At 33.3% G+C, this 19,258-nt stretch carries 14 protein-coding genes; 3 read left to right on the top strand and 11 right to left on the bottom strand.

Annotation, left to right across the window (positions count from 1 at the left end):
• Nucleotides 1-7: 7 nt before the first annotated feature.
• Nucleotides 8-388, bottom strand: coding sequence for a hypothetical protein (locus AS4_RS04145; protein WP_096733306.1), 381 nt, complete (start codon nucleotides 386-388; stop codon nucleotides 8-10).
• Between the two features lie 42 nt (nucleotides 389-430).
• Entirely contained in the window at nucleotides 431-1,198 is a 768-nt protein-coding gene (locus tag AS4_RS04140; RefSeq protein ID WP_004819286.1) for a hypothetical protein, read from the bottom strand.
• An 881-nt stretch (nucleotides 1,199-2,079) separates the two neighbouring features.
• Between AS4_RS04140 and AS4_RS04135 the strand changes: the two genes are divergently transcribed.
• The gene (locus tag AS4_RS04135) at nucleotides 2,080-5,865 is read left to right on the top strand and encodes an SIR2 family protein (RefSeq protein ID WP_096733304.1); all 3,786 of its coding nucleotides are present in this window, start codon (nucleotides 2,080-2,082) and stop codon (nucleotides 5,863-5,865) included.
• Between the two features lie 71 nt (nucleotides 5,866-5,936).
• Here the strand turns inward: AS4_RS04135 and AS4_RS04130 are convergent, their stop codons facing one another.
• From AS4_RS04130 to AS4_RS04085, 9 genes are all read right to left on the bottom strand, one after another.
• Nucleotides 5,937-6,365: a hypothetical protein gene (locus tag AS4_RS04130; protein ID WP_096733301.1), complete on the bottom strand. Its 429-nt coding sequence runs from the start codon at nucleotides 6,363-6,365 to the stop codon at nucleotides 5,937-5,939.
• Between the two features lie 471 nt (nucleotides 6,366-6,836).
• Entirely contained in the window at nucleotides 6,837-7,391 is a 555-nt protein-coding gene (locus tag AS4_RS04125) for a TetR/AcrR family transcriptional regulator (protein ID WP_096733299.1), read from the bottom strand.
• Between the two features lie 651 nt (nucleotides 7,392-8,042).
• Nucleotides 8,043-8,534, bottom strand: coding sequence for a flavin reductase (locus AS4_RS04115; RefSeq protein WP_004722874.1), 492 nt, complete (start codon nucleotides 8,532-8,534; stop codon nucleotides 8,043-8,045).
• A gap of 195 nt (nucleotides 8,535-8,729) precedes the next feature.
• Nucleotides 8,730-9,758: a methionine synthase gene (locus AS4_RS04110; protein ID WP_096733297.1), complete on the bottom strand. Its 1,029-nt coding sequence runs from the start codon at nucleotides 9,756-9,758 to the stop codon at nucleotides 8,730-8,732.
• Nucleotides 9,759-9,786: 28 nt separating this feature from the next.
• Nucleotides 9,787-10,764 carry a DUF1852 domain-containing protein gene (locus AS4_RS04105; RefSeq protein ID WP_096735481.1) on the bottom strand — a complete coding sequence of 326 codons (978 nt, stop codon included), beginning with the start codon at nucleotides 10,762-10,764 and terminating at the stop codon, nucleotides 9,787-9,789.
• Between the two features lie 670 nt (nucleotides 10,765-11,434).
• The gene (locus tag AS4_RS04100) at nucleotides 11,435-12,148 is read right to left on the bottom strand and encodes a hypothetical protein (RefSeq protein WP_096733295.1); all 714 of its coding nucleotides are present in this window, start codon (nucleotides 12,146-12,148) and stop codon (nucleotides 11,435-11,437) included.
• Between the two features lie 277 nt (nucleotides 12,149-12,425).
• Nucleotides 12,426-12,875, bottom strand: a complete 450-nt coding sequence (locus tag AS4_RS04095; RefSeq protein WP_096733293.1) for a hypothetical protein — start codon at nucleotides 12,873-12,875, stop codon at nucleotides 12,426-12,428.
• Nucleotides 12,876-12,884: 9 nt separating this feature from the next.
• Complete coding sequence (locus AS4_RS04090; protein WP_096733291.1) at nucleotides 12,885-14,432, bottom strand: hypothetical protein; 1,548 nt, start codon at nucleotides 14,430-14,432, stop codon at nucleotides 12,885-12,887.
• A complete protein-coding gene (locus tag AS4_RS04085) occupies nucleotides 14,425-17,232 on the bottom strand; it encodes a type VI secretion system Vgr family protein (RefSeq protein WP_096733288.1) in 2,808 nt (935 codons plus the stop codon). Before AS4_RS04085 ends, AS4_RS04090 begins: the two co-directional genes overlap by 8 nt.
• A gap of 630 nt (nucleotides 17,233-17,862) precedes the next feature.
• Here AS4_RS04085 and AS4_RS04080 point away from each other — a divergent pair.
• Together AS4_RS04080 and scpB are read left to right on the top strand one after the other, a co-directional pair.
• Complete coding sequence (locus AS4_RS04080; RefSeq protein WP_096733286.1) at nucleotides 17,863-18,654, top strand: segregation and condensation protein A; 792 nt, start codon at nucleotides 17,863-17,865, stop codon at nucleotides 18,652-18,654.
• The gene (scpB, locus tag AS4_RS04075; protein WP_004722881.1) at nucleotides 18,651-19,241 is read left to right on the top strand and encodes an SMC-Scp complex subunit ScpB; all 591 of its coding nucleotides are present in this window, start codon (nucleotides 18,651-18,653) and stop codon (nucleotides 19,239-19,241) included. The genes AS4_RS04080 and scpB overlap by 4 nt, the downstream gene beginning before the upstream one ends.
• Nucleotides 19,242-19,258: the final 17 nt, after the last annotated feature.

The raw sequence follows: 19,258 nt of genomic DNA, 5'->3' as shown, positions 1-19,258 counted from the left end.
TATATTTTTAAATAAAATCATAAATATATTTTTTTTTGATAAAAAAATAATTTATTTCAACATAATTTACATCAATACATTTTTGACTATTATTTTCTATTTTTTTAAAAAACTCTCCTCTCTTATATAAAAATGGGAATCTAACTTTTAGGCCTGAAAAACTTGTCATACCTGTATTATCTACAACATACTCATAAACATAATTACCACTTCTAGTTTTATATTTACCCTTATAGCAAGCATATCCTTTTTTAATATTTTTAATATTTTTAGCCTTATATTCAAGATAATTTGGTAAAATAAAAAATTCATTAACTGGCAATACTACTATTTTTACCAAAATAATAATAAATAAAAATAAAAATAAAAAATGTTTAATATTATCCATAAAATAAGAATGCCTTTTTAAATTGTGTGAATATATAAATTATTAATCCCATTTCATAGTAATTAATTTTTCTGGTCTCACTTTATCCATCTCACTAAACAGCGAAAAAGTCTGATTCATATAATTCACCACCCCTGAAATCTGTTCCATATACTGCATTAATTCAGATGTCTTTTCCGCTTGAACTAATTTCACTGTTCGTGATGGATCAAAACCATCAAACTGACAATAAAACAAAGGCTCACCCCGTTTTAAAATTAAATCTTTAGAAGTATCATGCCACTCAAAAGCCCACATTAATGGTCTAGGCCATATATGAATTGGAAAACGCCCACCAAAAATCGTCCCAGGTAAAGAATGTTTTCTGTAATGCCCAAAAGCATCTAACTGGGTGATATACACCACCTCATCCGCTACAAAACAATAAGGGAGTTTTAGTTGAAGAATCGGAACATTAGGCGTACGCCATTCATTTTCATTTACAAGCGCCAACAACTCTCGTAATTTGTTAGCGCGCACAGGTGAAGCATCACCCAATACATTTACCAATGCTGGTTTTCCTGTTTTATCTCGTTCAAAACGTAAGTGAAAATCAAATGGGCAATTGATCACAAAATAACGACTTTCTAGTTGAAGTACAGCTGGACAACGACTTGCAGATTTTGCATGCTTTTGTTGGGATTGTGATCGCATACGATATGGTGGTTTAAAAAGAATTGAAGCCTTATCATCCGTTAAAAACCACCCCACCTGAATAGGGCCTGTCTCTGTATGCTTTTGATCATCAGTTATAGTAAAATTAATTTGCATTTTTGTAATAAATATTAAGTTTTTAAGATAAATTTAATATATCAGTATCTTTTAAACAAAAAAAATACATTTTTATTACAACTAATAAATAAATCTACATATTGTGATCAAATTCACATTATTTTATTCTACAAAAGTTACACTTATAACAAGGATCATACCTATTCAATTTTAGTGGTTTAAATTCATATCATAAGTTGTTCACTGCCCATCACATGATGAACTTAAACTAAACCATTAAAGCGTCTTAAAGTCAGAATTATTTTTAATATCTATGTATTATAAAATGACAATAGATGTGTCGTTTTTCTCGTAAAATGTCATAGGTTGTGTCGCATTCCAATGCCATTATGTGTCACAAGAATTTATAAGTTTTTGAATTTATGTATTCGATAATGACATGGGATGTGTCGCATGACGTCGACATATCCGTCACGCGACACATATGTTGTCATTGATAAAAAATAGAGCCTCATGGCTCTATTTTTTATTCTTGAATTTTTAATTGCAGCTAGCTTGATACCTAGTTACAATTTTTTCTTTTAGTAGTATATGGAATGCATTGCAATTTGTTCCGAGGGTCGGACTCAAAATATTAACATTTAACATTGTTTTTTAACATTTTTATTTAAAATAAATTAAATAAGGTACTTATACAGGTGTTCATTATTTACAATAAAGGGGCTTTATTAACAATGAATTCTTAAAAAATATTTCAAATTTTCCTATATTAGATCTCTGCTCACACCCCTTTTGATATATTTACCAATGATAATTTTATTCGATTCAGGAAAATTTTAGCGCTTCATATATAGATTTTTATATGTTATAAAACATAAGTTTATAAATAAAAAAGCTACTAATCGTAAGTTGGAAATAAGATGCGTTTTACTAAAAGTGGTCCAAATATTCCTAATGAATTAATTGAAGCACAAAAAAAAGGCGAACTTTTATTTTTCTGTGGGGCAGGAGTATCAGTTCCAGCTGGGTTACCTACTTTTTATAGCCTAACTAAACAAGTAGCTGAAAGATTACATGCATTGGATGATGATAACAATGAAGTTTCACAATTACTCCTTAATAATCAATTTGATAGAACATTTACAGCATTAAAAAGAACATATGGTGATAAGATTGTTGATACTATTTTATTAAATACACTAAAAGTTACAAAAACCCCTTTACTAACGAATCATGAGAATCTGTTAAAACTTTCGATAAATGAAGAAAAGAAACCTTTTCTAATAACAACAAACTTTGATCTACTTTTTGAAAAAGTAGATAGGAAAATAAAATCATTTGTTCCACCATATCTACCCGACCTGCAATCTAAAGATGCTTTATCAGGCATTGTTTACTTACATGGCAAATGGATAGACCCAAAGAAAAATGAACCTAACAATCTTATTATCTCATCTCAAGATTTTGGTAGTGCCTATTTATCTCATGGTTGGGCTACACGTTTTTTATCAAATCTATTGACACGCCGTACAGTCGTATTAATTGGGTATTCAGGTGATGATACTCTAGTTCGATATTTGCTTGAGGGACTAAACTCAGAAAATTCGGAGAATAAAAATCAAATATATGCATTTGAAAGAGGTGAGCAAAGTCAGATTGATAAAAAATGGGCACAACTTGGTGCAATAGGTATTTCATATCCCAATCATGATGATCTATGGAATACCATTACAGAATGGTCAAAATATTCACATGATGAAGATCACTGGAATAAGCATATTTTTGAACTGAGTCAAAAAAGTCCTAAAGATCTAGAAGCATTTGAAAGAGGACAAGTTACTAATTTTATTTCCACTCTCAAAGGTGCAAATAAATTTCAGTTCTATGATCCCCCTGCACGTGCAGAATGGATTTATGTGTTTGATAAATACGTAAGACTGGGAGAACCAAAAAACTTAAAAGATGAAGCTGGCAATGAATATCTACTTGATCCAATTGATCTATATGGCATTGATACTGATCCCAATCGGACAGAGATAGAGTTAGCGCCTAGTCATTTAAAAAATGATATAGGAGAAGATTTCATTGATAATTTAACTATTGATCATTCAAGCAATTTAAGGGAAAGAATATCAAATCTAGAATACAGAAAACTGTTCAGCGTTAACTCAAGGGTTACTAGCTTAATTAGGTGGTTTATAAAAGTTATTGAACAACCAGAGAGCATATGGTGGATAGCCAACCAAAACCACTTACACCCATTAATAATTAGTGAAATTGAAAAAGAATTTAGTAAAACAACTCACCCCCTATCTAAATATAAAATAGATTTTTTTGAAAAATTAATATTCAGCCATAAATTATTGGAACGACAACCAACAATAACTTGGTATGAGCTAAAATTTTTAGTAGAAAAAAATAATAATTTATTTACCAACTCTAATTTACATGATCTAGAGTCTTTACTAGAACCAACTCTAAAAATAAACCACACCTTCTCATATACATCATATTTAGCAACTGAAGATGAAAATAATCAAAAAATTATTTTTAAACCTAAATTCATTGGTTTTAATCACGATGCAATAGATGTCCATGAGAACTCTCTCATAGATGTTATAGACATTCTTGCAAGGTCATTAACTAAGTATTTAAATTTACTTAAAATTACTTCAGCGAGTATTAGTTCATTTTTACATTTAGATTACCCAACTATAAAACTCAATGATTTCAATGAAGATATGTATGAAACATATGATAATATTGGTAAAATAATTGTTTGGATAAGTCACTTAATTAACAGACAAATCAAAATAGATGAAAATGAAATTCACAAACTTTCTGAAAAATGGCCAAAAAATGATTCCTTCATTTTCAATCGCTTGAAGCTATTTATTTGGACTTATTCTCAAGATATTCAAAAATATCATATCGGAAAACATATAAAAAACTTCGCTGATGAACTTTTTTGGAGTTCAGTTTTAGAAGCTGATTTATTTAAACTTATATCCAACCAATGGAATAATATTCAAGAAAAAGATCGTACAATAATTGAGAAAAGGATAATAAAATATTATCCAAATACTGAATATTTTGATAAGAAAAGATTTGAACAAAGTAAAATTTATCATATTGGTAGATTTTTGAGTAAAATTGAAAGTACAAAAATAGGACTATCTGAATCTTCTAGTGGTTATTTGTTAAAAATTAAATCATCAGATAAATGGAGAGATAGTTTTTTAGATAATGATCCATTCACTTCCAATGTTATTTCAGGTTTCGTAAAAACCAATACATCCATAGAAACGCTAGATTTAACTCTATTAATTGACTCAACAAAACTACTTGATAAGATAGAAGAAGTTGAGAAGGACAGAAATATAGTTTTTGAGCAAAACAGACCATTTATTGGCCTAATACAGAAAGATATACCATATGTTCTGAAGTTGCTTTCAAATGAGCTTAATTTGAATAATTTACGAGAAAGTTTTTGGCAGCAGTTATTTTATAACATTCCTGATAATGCGACTCTAGAAGAAAAATTATTAATTGCTAATACGATATTAATTTTACCATCAGAATTAATTTCAAGTTGTCGATTTTGTTTACCGCAATGGATTAACGGAAAACTTGTAAATACATGTAGGTCAAATCAGCCCCTGTTTTGGCAAGTTTGGGATTATGTATTTATTGCCTTAAATACTATGGGAGTAGATGCAACTAAAAGCTCATTTGGGGATATTAGAAGAGGAGGAAAAGTTATCAAAAGATCTCGAAAAACATTAGATTATGCCCTGAACTCACCTATAGGTCAGTTAGTTGATGCAGTATTTTCAACCTTTAATGCTTGGGAATTAGATCCAATGATTTGCAAAAAAGACTACCTTCCGAGATTGGAATTAGCACTAAATAGTGTGGGTGAAGGAGCTGATCATGCGGCAGTAATGATAGCTTATCGTTTTAATTTTATCTATTACAATTATAAAAAATGGGCTGAATCTCATTTAATCCCACTTTTAGATATTGAAAATCCATTAAGTGAGCCTGTTTGGAATGGGATAACACTTAATATACCAAACAAAGAATCATCTTTAAAAATAAAACCTTATCTTGAATCATTAATAAAAAGTAAACCAGAATGGTTTACTAATGAAAAACTAAAAAATAATTTAGCAGTATATATTGTTGCATTGAGCTTTTGGTCACATTCTTACCCTAAACACTATTCAGATATTGAATTAAGAAATTTATTGCGTAAATGCGATATTGATATGCTTTCTCATTCATTATGGATGTTGAATCAAATAATCATTAAAGAAAAAAACTGGTTGAGTTTTGGTCAACACTTTGTCAAAAACATTTGGCCTAAAGAGCTTGCTTTCCAAAATTCGAGACTTTCAGAAAGATGGCTAAATTTAATTTTAGAAACATCTAATGACTTTATAGATGCTACCAAGCATATAATGCCTTATTTAGGAAAAATAGAATCGGGCTCTTTATTCCTATTTAGATTAGTTAAAGATGATAAAGTTTTTCTTTTAGAACAGCACCCTGAAGAAATTCTCATGTTACTAGATCAAGTAATAGGTTCAAGAATTGAATCTTATGATTTTTATCTAAAAGATATATTAGATAGACTAATCTTAGTTAAACCCACTATTAAAAATAACTCTTCATGGAGAAGATTAAAAGAAATCTCAAGATAATTTTATTTATCTTGAGGTAACACGCCTTGACAGGTTATATATTTTATCAATTCCTTGAAATATTAAGTATTTTAAGAACAAATGAAATCAACAACATCTTCACTACTACCTCCTTCGGTAACATCCACCCACTTACTTTTTTCTGAATACATTGTTAAGTCATCTAGACTATTAGATCCCTCACCTAAACTTCTATATTTTCTAGTATTGCAATCAATCTCATCTTTAGAAAAAACAGTTTCATCTGTCCAGACACTACGATAAATGACTATATGTTTTTGATTTTTCTTTTCATCACTTATTAAAAAATACTTCCCATCATAACCACTTTTATGCATGGGTATTGCTATTTCATTATTGGTTGATAAATTCTGAGAACCTTGTGCAATATTCTGTATACTTGACTCATCATTCTTAATATCACTATCAATAGAGTCAGAACTCCCACATGCAGATAAAAGAAAGAAACTATATAATGATACATATTTTAAAATTTTCATAACTTTCTAATCTGATTAAAAACCTAGTTTATAACTTTATTATTTAATTTTCTATAGAGTGCTCTAATAAACCACCTGACAATTATCTTTTCTCATAAGACTATACATGAAAAATAATAAAATTAAAAAAGAATTTATTTATCAATAGTCTATAAAATTAAACCAAATGATAGTATTATCATAATAATTAAAAAATAGAGTTAAATGAAAATTAATAATTATGTAAGTATCAGTTCTAAAATTAATAAGTAGAAAGAGCATTAGGTGAGTTGAAAATTTCTAAATCGATTAAAGTTAAGGTTAAAGAGTATATAGGAGAATCAACCAACTACGAAGATAGATAGATCTGCTTTATCTTATAATGAATCTATTATTAGTTGAATAAGATAAACTCTTTATTAAAAGGACCGATATTACTTTTCCATATCAGCCTTTCTATTGAAAAAATATCTTTATAAGCCCCAAACAACACTACCCTAACCCATCCAAAAAACACCCCACCAACCTCTCCCGATCATCCACACTGTTTTCACCCTGAAGTTGAACCATTGCTCCATCAATCACAAACAAGAACATATGTGCATCTTGTTTTGAGGCATTCACATTGCTGGTTAAAAGCAGTTTATAAATTTCATCAATCAGCCAGCTTCGGTATTCAACCACGATTTGATAAGCATTGGGATAGCGTTTTTCAATTTCAAAAATAGCCTTAAACGGTAGATGATAAAACCCTTCCAGATTGGCATGTAAAAAGAAAATATGCTTAAGCTTTTCATAAACAGTAAAGTCTTTCTTTTTATAAATCATCGTAAATACTTCTTCTTTCAGTGCATCTTTTTGAAAGGTTAAACTCATTTCAATCAAACGCTCTTTAGAATAGAAGTATTTATAAAACGAGGCTTTGGGAATTTTAGCAGACTCAATAATACGGTTTACCCCAACATGATGAAATCCGTATAGGTTAAAGAGTCTTCGAGAGGTATCGAGTACCCTTAAAGCTCGAAATGAAATATCTAAATTTGACATATATCTTCCCTATAAATATTTTTTTGTTTTAATGAGATAAAACCACTCTCAATCTTGTTATAAGCAAAGAAGCATCAAAGGCTTCAAAAGGTAACCAGAGTGGATCTCAAGTTTTATTGTTGATATTTTTTAGGTATAACCAGCCAATGCCTAAAAGCCCAAAGGCTGTTAAACCGTGCTAAACACTAATCTGAAGGTGTACGAATAAAATACATGGCCAACTCCTGAACAATTCAAAATTCTGCCAATGTATAAAAATTATGGTGGCAGAACGAAAGAGGGTTGACAGACTGAACCTAAGAATCAGCACGCCCGAAGGCGTCCCCCTCCCGTCCTACCGCAACAAAAAGAGGGACGAACGAGTCTACATTAAAAAAACAAGTTTTTTCAATGCACTTAGGCAACGGTCTGTCAAAACCGACTGGCAATGTAGGCCAGCCAGCAAAGAATAATCGGAGATTTTTCGGGTGTCAATGCTGTATTTTTCTTAAAACATTAAAATTATTATTATTTTTCAAGCAATTAAATAATTGATTATGATTGTATTAACCAAGCGTATTTGATCAATTCAACCGATCAACACGCCTTATTATTTTTAGCTCTGGCATAAGGCGTAAACCAAAAAGCAAACTGGCTTTAAGCAAACAGGCTTTAAGCAACCTCGGTCTGCCCGACATGATGATAAGAACGATTAAAATAAACCAAGCTTTGATCATGTTCACTTTGTTGAATTGCCACAATACGACAAATAAAAATCGTATGTGTTCCAACTTCTTGAATTTGCTCAATCTCGCAATCAAAATTCACCAAAGCATCATCTAAAACCGGTGCACCAGTTTCTAATTCCGTCCAAACACCATGTTTAAATCGTTCTTCTGGGCTTAATTTAGACGAAAACGCTTTAGAAATATGCTGATGATGTGCACTTAAAACATTTACAGTTAAAATTTTATTTTCAACAAAATGCACATGCGAACTCGCCGCTTTATTCATACAGACCAATAATGTCGGAGGCGAATCCGTAACACTACATACGGCAGACGCAGTAAATCCGTAACGACCAGACAAACCTGTCGTGGTAATGACACTGACTGCACTAGTCAACAAAGACATTGCATTTCTAAAGTCTGTTGCTTCAATCATTTCATTGTTCCTAAATTGAACCGTACTTTTTTAGATTTAGCATTACCCTGCTATTCCGTCATGTAGGCACTGCATCTGGATGAGTTTCTCAGTAGAACTGGGGTTCTCTAAATTGTGATCAGGGTTTCCCGTTGGGTCTTGGATATCCATTCACCCAAACAGGTCACCCTTTTTACACCACAATATCGTTGAATACTAGCGGCTAAGTTCTTTACGAATGATTTCTGCACCAGCACTTAAGGCATTAAGTTTGCCTCTTGCAACTTCACGAGATAAAGGAGCCATACCACAGTTGGTCGATGGATAAAGCTTATCTGCATCTACAAACTGAAGTGCTTTTCGTAATGTGTTGGCAACTTCTTCTGCTGTCTCAATGGTGTTGGTTGCCACATCAATAGCACCAACCATTACTTTCTTACCACGGATCAATTCAATCAGATCCATTGGCACACGAGAGTTTTGGCATTCTAAAGAAACGATATCAATTTTAGATTGTTGAAGTTTAGGGAATGCTTCTTCATATTGGCGCCATTCTGAACCTAAAGTCTTTTTCCAATCTGTATTGGCTTTGATGCCATAGCCATAACAAATATGCACGGCAGTTTCACATTTAAGCCCTTCAAGCGCTCTTTCTAAAGTCGCAACACCCCAGTCGTTGACTTCATCAAAAAACACATTAAATGCAGGCTCATCAAATTGGATAATATCCACACCTGCAGCTTCTAACTCTTTGGCTTCTTCATTGAGGATTTTGGCAAATTCCCAAGCAAGTTTTTCACGGCTTTTATAATGCGCATCATACAGCGTATCAATCATCGTCATTGGACCAGGCAACGCCCATTTAATCGGTTGATTGGTTTGTTGACGTAAAAACTTGGCATCATCAACAAAAACAGGCTTTTGACGAGACACCGCACCGACAACAGTTGGTACGCTTGCATCATAGCGATTACGAATGCGTACAGTCTCACGCTTCTCAAAATCAACACCATTCAGATGTTCAATAAACGTGGTGACAAAATGTTGGCGCGTTTGTTCACCATCACTAACAATATCGATCCCTGCGTGTTGTTGCTCTTGCAATGACAAGCGTAAAGCATCTTGTTTGCCTTCAATTAATTGCTCATCTTGTAATTTCCAAGGTGACCAAAGTTTTTCAGGCTCGGCAAGCCAAGAAGGTTTTGGTAAGCTGCCAGCAGTTGAAGTCGGTAATAATATTTTCATAATCAATAATCTTGTCTATCTAGGTAAATTAAGCAACGTAATTTGCAGACCACTGCTCAAGGATATGTTTGTATGGCTTGATGAACTGCTCTTCAGTAAATTTGCCTTGCTTAATCGCCAACTGGCCACGCTCTTCTCGGTCATACACAATACGAGTAAGTGAATAATCCTGATGCTTTAAACTTGGTTGGTAAGATTTACCTGCCACAGAATTCGCGTTGTAAATCTCAGGTCGGTAAATCTTTTGGAAGGTTTCCATGGTGCTGATGGTACCGATCAACTCAAGGTTAGTGTAATCACTCAACAAATCACCACGGAAGTAAAATGCCAAAGGCGCAACACTATTTGGCGGCATAAAATAGCGAACCTGCAAACCCATTTTTCCAAAGTATTCATCTGTTAATGAATATTCATCTTGCAGATATTCAACACCCAATACTGGATGCACATTTGCAGTACGGTGATACACCTTGCTACTTGAAACACTAAGACAAATCACTGGTGATTTTTTAAAGTTTTCTTTATACGCATTTGAATTTACAAATGCGTTGAAAATCTTCCCATGAAGCTCACCATAGTTTTCTGGCAGGCTAAATTGAGCTTTATTTTTATTATGTTCTAACAGCAATACACTAAAATCATAATCACGCACATAAGAAGAAAAATTGTTTCCCACAATACCTTCGATACGTTGATTATTTTTGTGATCGACAATATTGGTTTTCAATATTTCAATCGTAGGGAAAGTCTCACCGTTGCCTTCGATATCAATATCAACTGAAATGATTTCTAGCTCAACAGAATAACGATCTGCTTCAGGATTATCCCAATGCGCTAAGGCATTAAAACGATTGTCAATCATCGTTAGGGTATTGCGCAAATTGTCATGGCGACTCTCACCTCTTGCTAAATTGGCAAAGTTGGTTGTGATACGCGTATTATTAGAGGGATGATAGTTTTCGTCGAAACTAATGCTCTTAATCGTAAATGTAAAATCTTTACTCATGATGATCTGATACCCTAATTTCTGAAATAAACCTGAATTTTTTTCATGCTCTTTCTGAACCATCCAATTTCTCTTTGGATCTATCCAGCCAATAGTATTTCCCGTATTTTCTGACTTGTACTTGGTCGCTCAATTCAGAATCAACGATAATCTTATCTATCGTGAAGCGCTTGGTGTAATTTATACCGCAATCCGTACATGAATAAAAATGATATAATTTCACAAAAAAGTGAACCAAATTCATGTTTAGGGATGAGTAACATGAATAAATGGATTGTGAGGCTGGGATGTTTGATCAAAACTCAATAGATGAGTAACCAAAAATGCTGTTAAAAGCGTATATAAACAAACTGATGTGATTGCTAATGTGTTGCTCCGTATTGTGTTGATTGCTATTTGGCTTTTTTCTTGGATTAGGAAATTGAGAAGGAATGAAGATCAAAAATATTATTTAGATTGACCATTTAAGTTTTTCTATTGTGGAGCTGTTGGGTAACTGCCGTCATCAAAAAATCATCATCTACTAATGACTTATACTCATCATTTAATAGCCTCTTTATAAATATTAAATTTGCTAAAAGCAGCCAGCTCGATAAATATCAATTAAAATTATATGGTTATGGCAAATATTTTTTGATGATGAATCTCAAACGTAATTATGACTAAACTCCTAAAAAATATCAGATAATTTAATATATCCTTCTGTTGTCTTAGTTTTTCCATAATATTCAACATGAAGGTATAATGAGTCACTGTTTTTAATAATATTCTTTATTGTTACTTTATCATTTTTTACAATGTAAGTCTTTGTTTTTATATAATTTTTATCAAGAATAAATACTTTAGGTAAATTTATTTTTATATTTTTTACTGTTTGATTTGAATTGTCTTTTAGAGAGTAAATAGTTGATTTATTATAATAAATAACACTTAGGTTAAGATTATCACTTAATGTTTTTAATTCTTCTTGCAAAGAATATCTATCATTTTTCAACTTGTATATACGTGTGTAACTTATAGGGCCATCTTTAAACCTTTCAATAATTTGTTTTTTATCATTTATAACTTCTGGATCGTATAATGGACTCAAATAAAACTTATGAGCTTTATTATTTGATATATCGAATATTTGATACTTTCCACTAGGATTGCAATCATCTGTATAGTTTACAAACAAATATTTCCTTTTATCATTCGTTAAACTCTCCACTGAAAAAGCATCTTTATCAAAACAATAATTAACATCATCAAATAGGAAAATTTTCAGGGAACCCTGTTTAAAATAAACTTTATGATTATCCTTTACTAGGCTATCACTATCAGCAAAAGTTAGTGGTGAGCATAAAAGAGCTACTGTTAAAAAGATTTTTTTACTTAAACCCATTTCTTTTCTCAACTTCTACAAAATCATATATTTCACCAGAAATCCAACACGTTCTCTCAGTTGCAAGCCTTAAAGCAATAAAACTCACTACAGTTCCTAGCCCTAGCAAATTTAAAACTTTCCACGACTGTTGTTTTACCTTTTCCTCTAATTTTGCAGTGGCAATTGCATCGTTCCTTAAAAAAAGAAATCATAGTAATTTCATTTTTTCCAAGTTTAATTTAAAGGGATTAATCATATATATGCAACGAGCTCTGACTACGCATAATTTAAAATTTTATATAAAAAAAGTTACATAAATAAGCGTATACACTATAAAAACAATAGCTACAATATTTAATGTAATATTCAACAAGAGCCACGTATAATTTCTCTTTTTAAATAAAAGCAAATTTTCTTTATATAAGTTCGGGAAAAACCCTAAAGGCTTGTTATTTAAATCATTTACAGAGGGAATCACATCCACTCCGCCAAAAAAATTTTTAAGAAAACTTAAAACATAAACAGTTAAAAATGGATAAACCCATAAATACATATTATTCTTTAATTTAATTATCTCACCCCCACATAAATCACCATAAAATAAATCTACAAAGTCTTGTGTGAATTTATTAATATAAAATTTATTATAGATAATAAGAAATAAATTTATAAGTGCAGAAGAAATTGCAAATAAAGCACATAAAATTAAATGATAATCATCTGTTATAATAACATTATTCAACATAATACCTTCTTATTTACAAACCCCAGTAATTTCTCTTCCTAATTTTGTTCCAGCATATCCTCCCCAGAATCCAGCTGCAACCCCTCCAACTACACCACCAATAGCAGCTCCAATTGCAACAGAAGCACCACCTGTTGGTATACCAAGAACCAGTCCAACTTGAGAGCCGGCCAATGCTCCTGCAGCTGCACCACCGGCTAGACTACCCAACCATGTTCCAGCCATACCTGCTGCATACCCAGTTCCTAGATATAAAACTTCAACAGTAGTTACTTTCATTGTATACTCACTATCACCAGTATTATATGCACCATATACTTTGGTAGCTGACTCGGCAATGTAAAAATAAAGTACTAGTTTCATACCAAGTTTTAAACTGATAGTTGCTCGACCAATTTGCTCCATTAAAGATACATTAAACTTTAATCCTCCCATAAAATCTGGAGCCCTTACGCCCGATGTATCTTTTACAAGATTTTTTAATGTTTTCGAAAACTCTTTATTATCCTTCATTACAATAAAGTTATTAGACACAGTTTGTTCAATTTTTAAAAACATTTCATAATATTTTTTTCTGAACTCTGCATGATGCTTATTGTTCCCATATTTAGTATTATTTTTTAATTCACTTTGATATGCTGCTTGCAACTTCATAACATCTTTATTTAATTGTTCAACTAAAATCTCTCGAGCTCTTCCAACCATTTTTTCATTATATTTACTATTTCTTTCATTAAACTTATCTGAATAAATACCAACAGCATTTAAAGCTTCTGCATTTTTATTGAGTGTAATATCTCCACAATAACTTTCCTTATGCCCATCCACGGTTTTTAAATACTCAAATTTAGCAATTTGCACTTGCTTTGCTAAATTTAAATAATCAACTAGAAGTTCAAAATTATTTGCATAAAATTCAGGATCGAATCCCTCTTGAGTACACAAAAATTGAATAATTCTTTCAGCCTCTAATGCTAGTTTTTTATACTCACTTAACTGTTTTGAATGCTTTTTATTCGTTATTAAGATGATCTGCCCTGGCATTACCTTCTTATTAAAATTTAAATCCTGTAAATCACTAATATGTGCATTTGCATGCCTAAAAACGTCCAATTCAGATCTTGTCGGGACTTTCTTATAAATTTCCTTTAGCAAAGAATCATAGGTTTGTTCTTTCTTTACTAATAACCAACCAACCTCAGCATCTTGTGATAATTTCAACTCTTTGATATGTCCTGTATTTTCTGAGTTTAATGATTGTATTGATTTCAAACTCGCTTTATCAAATTTAATTTCTGCATCTGATTTATAGTGTTTTAAAATATAACCTTTAAACCATTTATCATTTAGATAAACATCTGCTTGTACTTTTTCAGAATCATCATCAACCTTGATTAAAAAGGTTCTATTTCTATTAAATGACATAAATTTTGAAGTATAAATGACTTTATTACCGATCTTTTTAGTGACCTTATATTTAAATTTCACTATAGATAAATTATGTGGTACTTCTTCAATATATAATTGGGATATTCTAGGAGAATCGTATTTAGCCATTTCCCTCGTCCTCTTCTAAAAAACTTTCAACTTGTTTCTTTAAAACGTGCAAACTATAATTTTCCTCTTTATTAGAATAAATAGTCTGCGTGAATCCCTTGTCATCAGTTATCCCATAAAAAGTATGACCTAACTCATTTATTAAAACATATTCTGTATTTGGCAAAGCTTCTTGAGTCTCTTTATCCTTGACTTCAAATGTTAAGTTATACATTCCAAGTTTTGGTATTAATGGAATAGTTGGGCTAATCATCTCCCCATCCAAAAACTTCTGCTGCCCCGACTTCACCTCAAACAATCCTGGTGTCGTCGCAAATACACCTGAACCATTGATCCTTACCTCAGAAGTGTCCCCAACCAATCGAATCTCTTTAGGGCTAATGATATAAACTGTATCCTCTGTAGAAATGATTTGAATGCCTTTACGTGCAATGACATCAGCACCATCTCCCTGCGCTTGAATTTCAATTTTACCTTTACCTGCAAATAACCTTGCCCCTTCTTGTGCTGCAAACAAACTAATCTTGTTTTGTGCATGTGCTAAGAAGCTCTTTTGGGTGCTTAGGTTAATACTATTGTCTGCTGTATGACTGATTTGCCCATCTGCTGAAAGATGAATATCTTCATTACTGGTAAGCGCAATTGAGTTTGGTGAAGCCAATATCATTAACGCCTGTTTAAACGCATCGGCTTGGTTCTTAGCTTCATCTGAGTCATCTTTTTCCAAAGCAGAAATAAACGATTTCAAATGATCTAAGTTTTCTAAAGGATCAGTCTGTTGATTCTTGGCAACTTCACTCAATGCTTTAGAGTTATTCAGACTACTTTCTAATTGATTTTTGCCTGCTGTCACATCAAGGTGACTGCCCGAAGCAGAATCCTGAGCATAAGTACTCAGTAGTAAACCTTGTCCTGCTCTTACTGCACCCCACTGGTCAGTTCTCAGCTCAAAGCCTTCACCTCGTCCTTTGCTGATGTCTGTCTCTTTGGGATGACTTAAATTACCGAGGTTGAGTTGACTCATCCCATGACTGCTCTGTAACTGACTGCTGAGTTGACCTGTGGTATCGTCAAATCTGAGTTGATTATAGCCACTGCCTTTATACTCTCGACTTTTTATTCCTGCTAGTTTTTTGGTATCAGGCAGTTTACCTTTGTTATCAAACTTGCTTGGATGACGATGCGCTTCATGAATACGCCCCACCACAAACGGCCTATCAATGTTGCCATCAAAGAAATCAATCACGACGACCTCTCCGATTCTCGGTAAGAATCGTGCACCATAGCCTTCACCAGCCCACGGCGTCAGTACATCCACCCAAGCTGAATCGGTGTCGTTGTCATTGGAACCAGCACCACCATCGTGGATATGATCTTGATTACGGGTAAACAAAAAACGTACTTTGATCCGTCCCCATTCATCGACATGGATTTCTTCTCCACTTGGTCCAACCACTCTGGCACGTTGGGGTGATGCAATCGGACGATGCTTCAGTGGATTGTATTCTGGAGCAGTGGTGATATTACGACGTTGTAGCACCAACTGATTGGCTTGGCGTTCATCACTATTGTTTGTTGTGATATTGGTCATTTGCCAATTACTTTGCTTGATTAAAGCATCCACCTGATTGGTCAGGTCTTTAGGTAGGTTGTTTTGGTTATAAAAGCGCTTTGATGTGATCAGGAATTGTTTATCAGAAAAATCGTGTTGATCAATTTCGGGATGTCCATTCAATTCAAAGACATAACCCACATGTGCATCACGTACTGTAGATATTGCGGTAAATTGTTTGGCTTGAGAATCATGGTAGTTACTCAAATTTTCATTAAAACGTTCAATTTGACTGTTGCCTGATGCTGTTGCGCCATCTTCTCCATTGAGATCTTGGATCCATGCTGGGCTAAAGTGCCAAACTTGCTCTAGTCCTAGACTAGCATTGTCATAGTTTTCACTATGTTGATGCTTACTTTGTACATTGCCTGCACCTTCATCTATATCTAATACATCGGCTTGCCAACGTTGAATATGTACTGATGTAGGCTGAATAGAACGCTGTCCAATAAATGAGATAATGCTGTCTTGTCTTTCGGTGGGACTGCTACGATGAAAGCGGATGCTTTTGCGTTCTAGGCTGGTGTATTGAGTATTGTTGTCAATCAAACGAAGCTTTTGTGATTGAATTTGTTCACTGAAACTCGATACTTTAAGTTGGGCTTCATCGATCAACCAGTTAATGCCTTCACTTCTCATCAAACGGGTCAGGAAGTCAAAGTCACTTTCAGAAGCCTGCATAATGAATGGGCGTACATCATAGTCTTTGCTCAGTCCACTCTTATCTAAACTCAGACTTGAGGCAAATAGTGGGCTGCGTTGTGCCCATTCTTGGAACACGGTCTGGATCACATCCACAACCGACTTATTCATAAATACTCGAGAGTTTCTACGGTGTTTCCAAAGTGCTGTTGGGTCTTCTACAGTCAAACGATAGATGGTAAGAGAACCATCAGATGCGCCAATATCCGCTTGAGTCACAATTCCTGAAATACGGGTTAATTCAGATTTATCTGTGACGAGATCGATTGCAGCTTGAGTTCCAATAAAGCTTTTTAAAGGGATTATTGCTGACGTCGCAAGACAGATGAGCTGAAGCAGAACACCCTCATTGATTGCATGTGCCCCATCAATACGTTGTAGAAACACCTGATCATTTAAGACAGAATTTGAGAAATGCGCATGAATAACACGTTTTTGTACAGGCAACCCAAGTTTTTCAAGGGCAAAATGAATATTATTAAACATATTTTTATGTAGTATTTCTTAACAATAAATAAATACTATCAAAATAATCGCTATTTAATCTACTTTACTTTATTTTTTAATTAATTTTTACTAAATAATATTTTTAAATTCCTTTTGGCTTTTTTTAATTACTTGCTCCATTCTGTATTGATATCCTGATTTAAACAGCTATGAAAGCTACTGTATTAATAAAGAATATTTTCTTTATTAATACAGCTTAAATTTTAAATACAGTTTTATTTATTGAAAAATTATATTTCTGTATCAACCTTTATAGACAGTTTGATGTAACAAAGCCGATTAGAATTCAAACCCACCCAGTATATAAAGTTGATCTACTTCACATTATGCGATTAAAATATGGATAAATTTTTTCTTGAAAATATATAAAAATTTACAATAAAAATGAGTAGCTTAGTCGAATTCAATCATCACAAAACGGAATATTCCCTATTTATTTTCAGGTTTTTTTATGGTTTTTATAATTAAACAATGTATTCCTCTTAACTTTTCCATTAAAATAAGCCAAATATCTTTTTGTAATTCGTCACCACCCTCTCCTATTGTACCTATTGAGTGGTAACACGAATAAAACATGCCTTTGAAAATTCGCGTGGCTAATAAACTGTAATGACTCAAGCAACTCAGCATCCTATGGAATCCATTTCCAACATCCGTGTATTGGATGAATGGCAAGAAGAAATTCCAGAGGATTTATATATTCCTCCTGCTGCATTCGAAATTCTGCTTGAACATTTCGAAGGACCACTCGACTTTTTAATTTATCTGATTCAAAAAAATGGTTTCGATCTTTTACAGTTAGATATTGCCCCGATTGCAACACAATACTTGTCTTATATGGACGGTATGAAATCGTTAAATATCGAGTTAACCGCTGACTATATGGTGATGGCAGCATTATTGGCAGATTTAAAATCTCGCTTGTTATTGCCAAAACCAAAAGCCATTCATATTGAAAAAGATCCAAAACAGGAATTAATCGATCGCTTAGAAACCTATTTACGGATTAAAAAAGCAGCTGAACGTTTAGGGCAGATGCCTGTTTTAGACCGAGATACTTTTGCGACCCATGTTGCGATTGGTCATATTCCAAAAGTGTATGAAGGTTATGAGGTTGAGATGCTAAAAGATGCCTTGTATTGCATTTTTAACCGCCCTGAACCCATAACCCATAAGATTGAACAAGAACCTGTATTACTTGAAGAACGCATTGCTTATATCGAATATATGATTGAATCTGGAGAAGTTCTCAGTTTCCAAGAATTACTCAAGCCAAACCAAGGTCGAATGGGCATGGTGGTTACATTTATGGCAATCTTGGAGCTGACCCGTCAGCAAAAAGTCCAAATTATTTCTTCTGGTGTTGAGGCCCCGCTTGCAATTCAAGGAGCAACGGCATGACCATTGATCAAAATAATGCCTTTAATGTTGATGAATTACATCACGAAGTTCTGATGCAACTTGAAGCGATTATTTTTGCAAGTGATGCCCCTGTATCGCTTGCTCGCTTAAAAGAAGCATTTCAAAATCAGTATTCTAAACAACAGTTGCAACAGTATTTACAGCAATTGTCTGTGTTACAACATGGTCGTTCAATCGAACTTGTCGAAACAGCTCAAGGTTATCGTTTTCAAGTGCGGGCAAAATACCGCAACGTGATTGCGCAAGTTTGGCCAGATCGACCAACTCGATTATCGCCGTCACTGTTAGAAACAGTTGCAGTGATCGCTTATCATCAGCCAGTAACCCGTGCTGATATTGAGCAAATACGAGGGGTTACAAATAATAGTCAAATACTCAGGACTTTGTTTGATTGGAACTGGATTAAAGAATCTGGTTACCGAGAACTCCCAGGTAGACCCGCGTTGTTAGTGACAACGCCACAATTTTTAAATGCTTTTGGTCTAGTGTCTTTAGATCAATTGCCTCCCCTACAGGATGCCAAGGAAGCTTTTATGATTTTGGATGCGCAAGCTGCCAAGTCTTAAATAGGTGCACTGTTGAT

Source organism: Acinetobacter guillouiae (genome assembly GCF_002370525.2).
GTDB classification, from domain to species: domain Bacteria; phylum Pseudomonadota; class Gammaproteobacteria; order Pseudomonadales; family Moraxellaceae; genus Acinetobacter; species Acinetobacter guillouiae.
The sequence above is the reverse complement of the archived record's forward strand: the minus strand, read 5'-3'. Positions and strand labels throughout refer to the sequence as shown.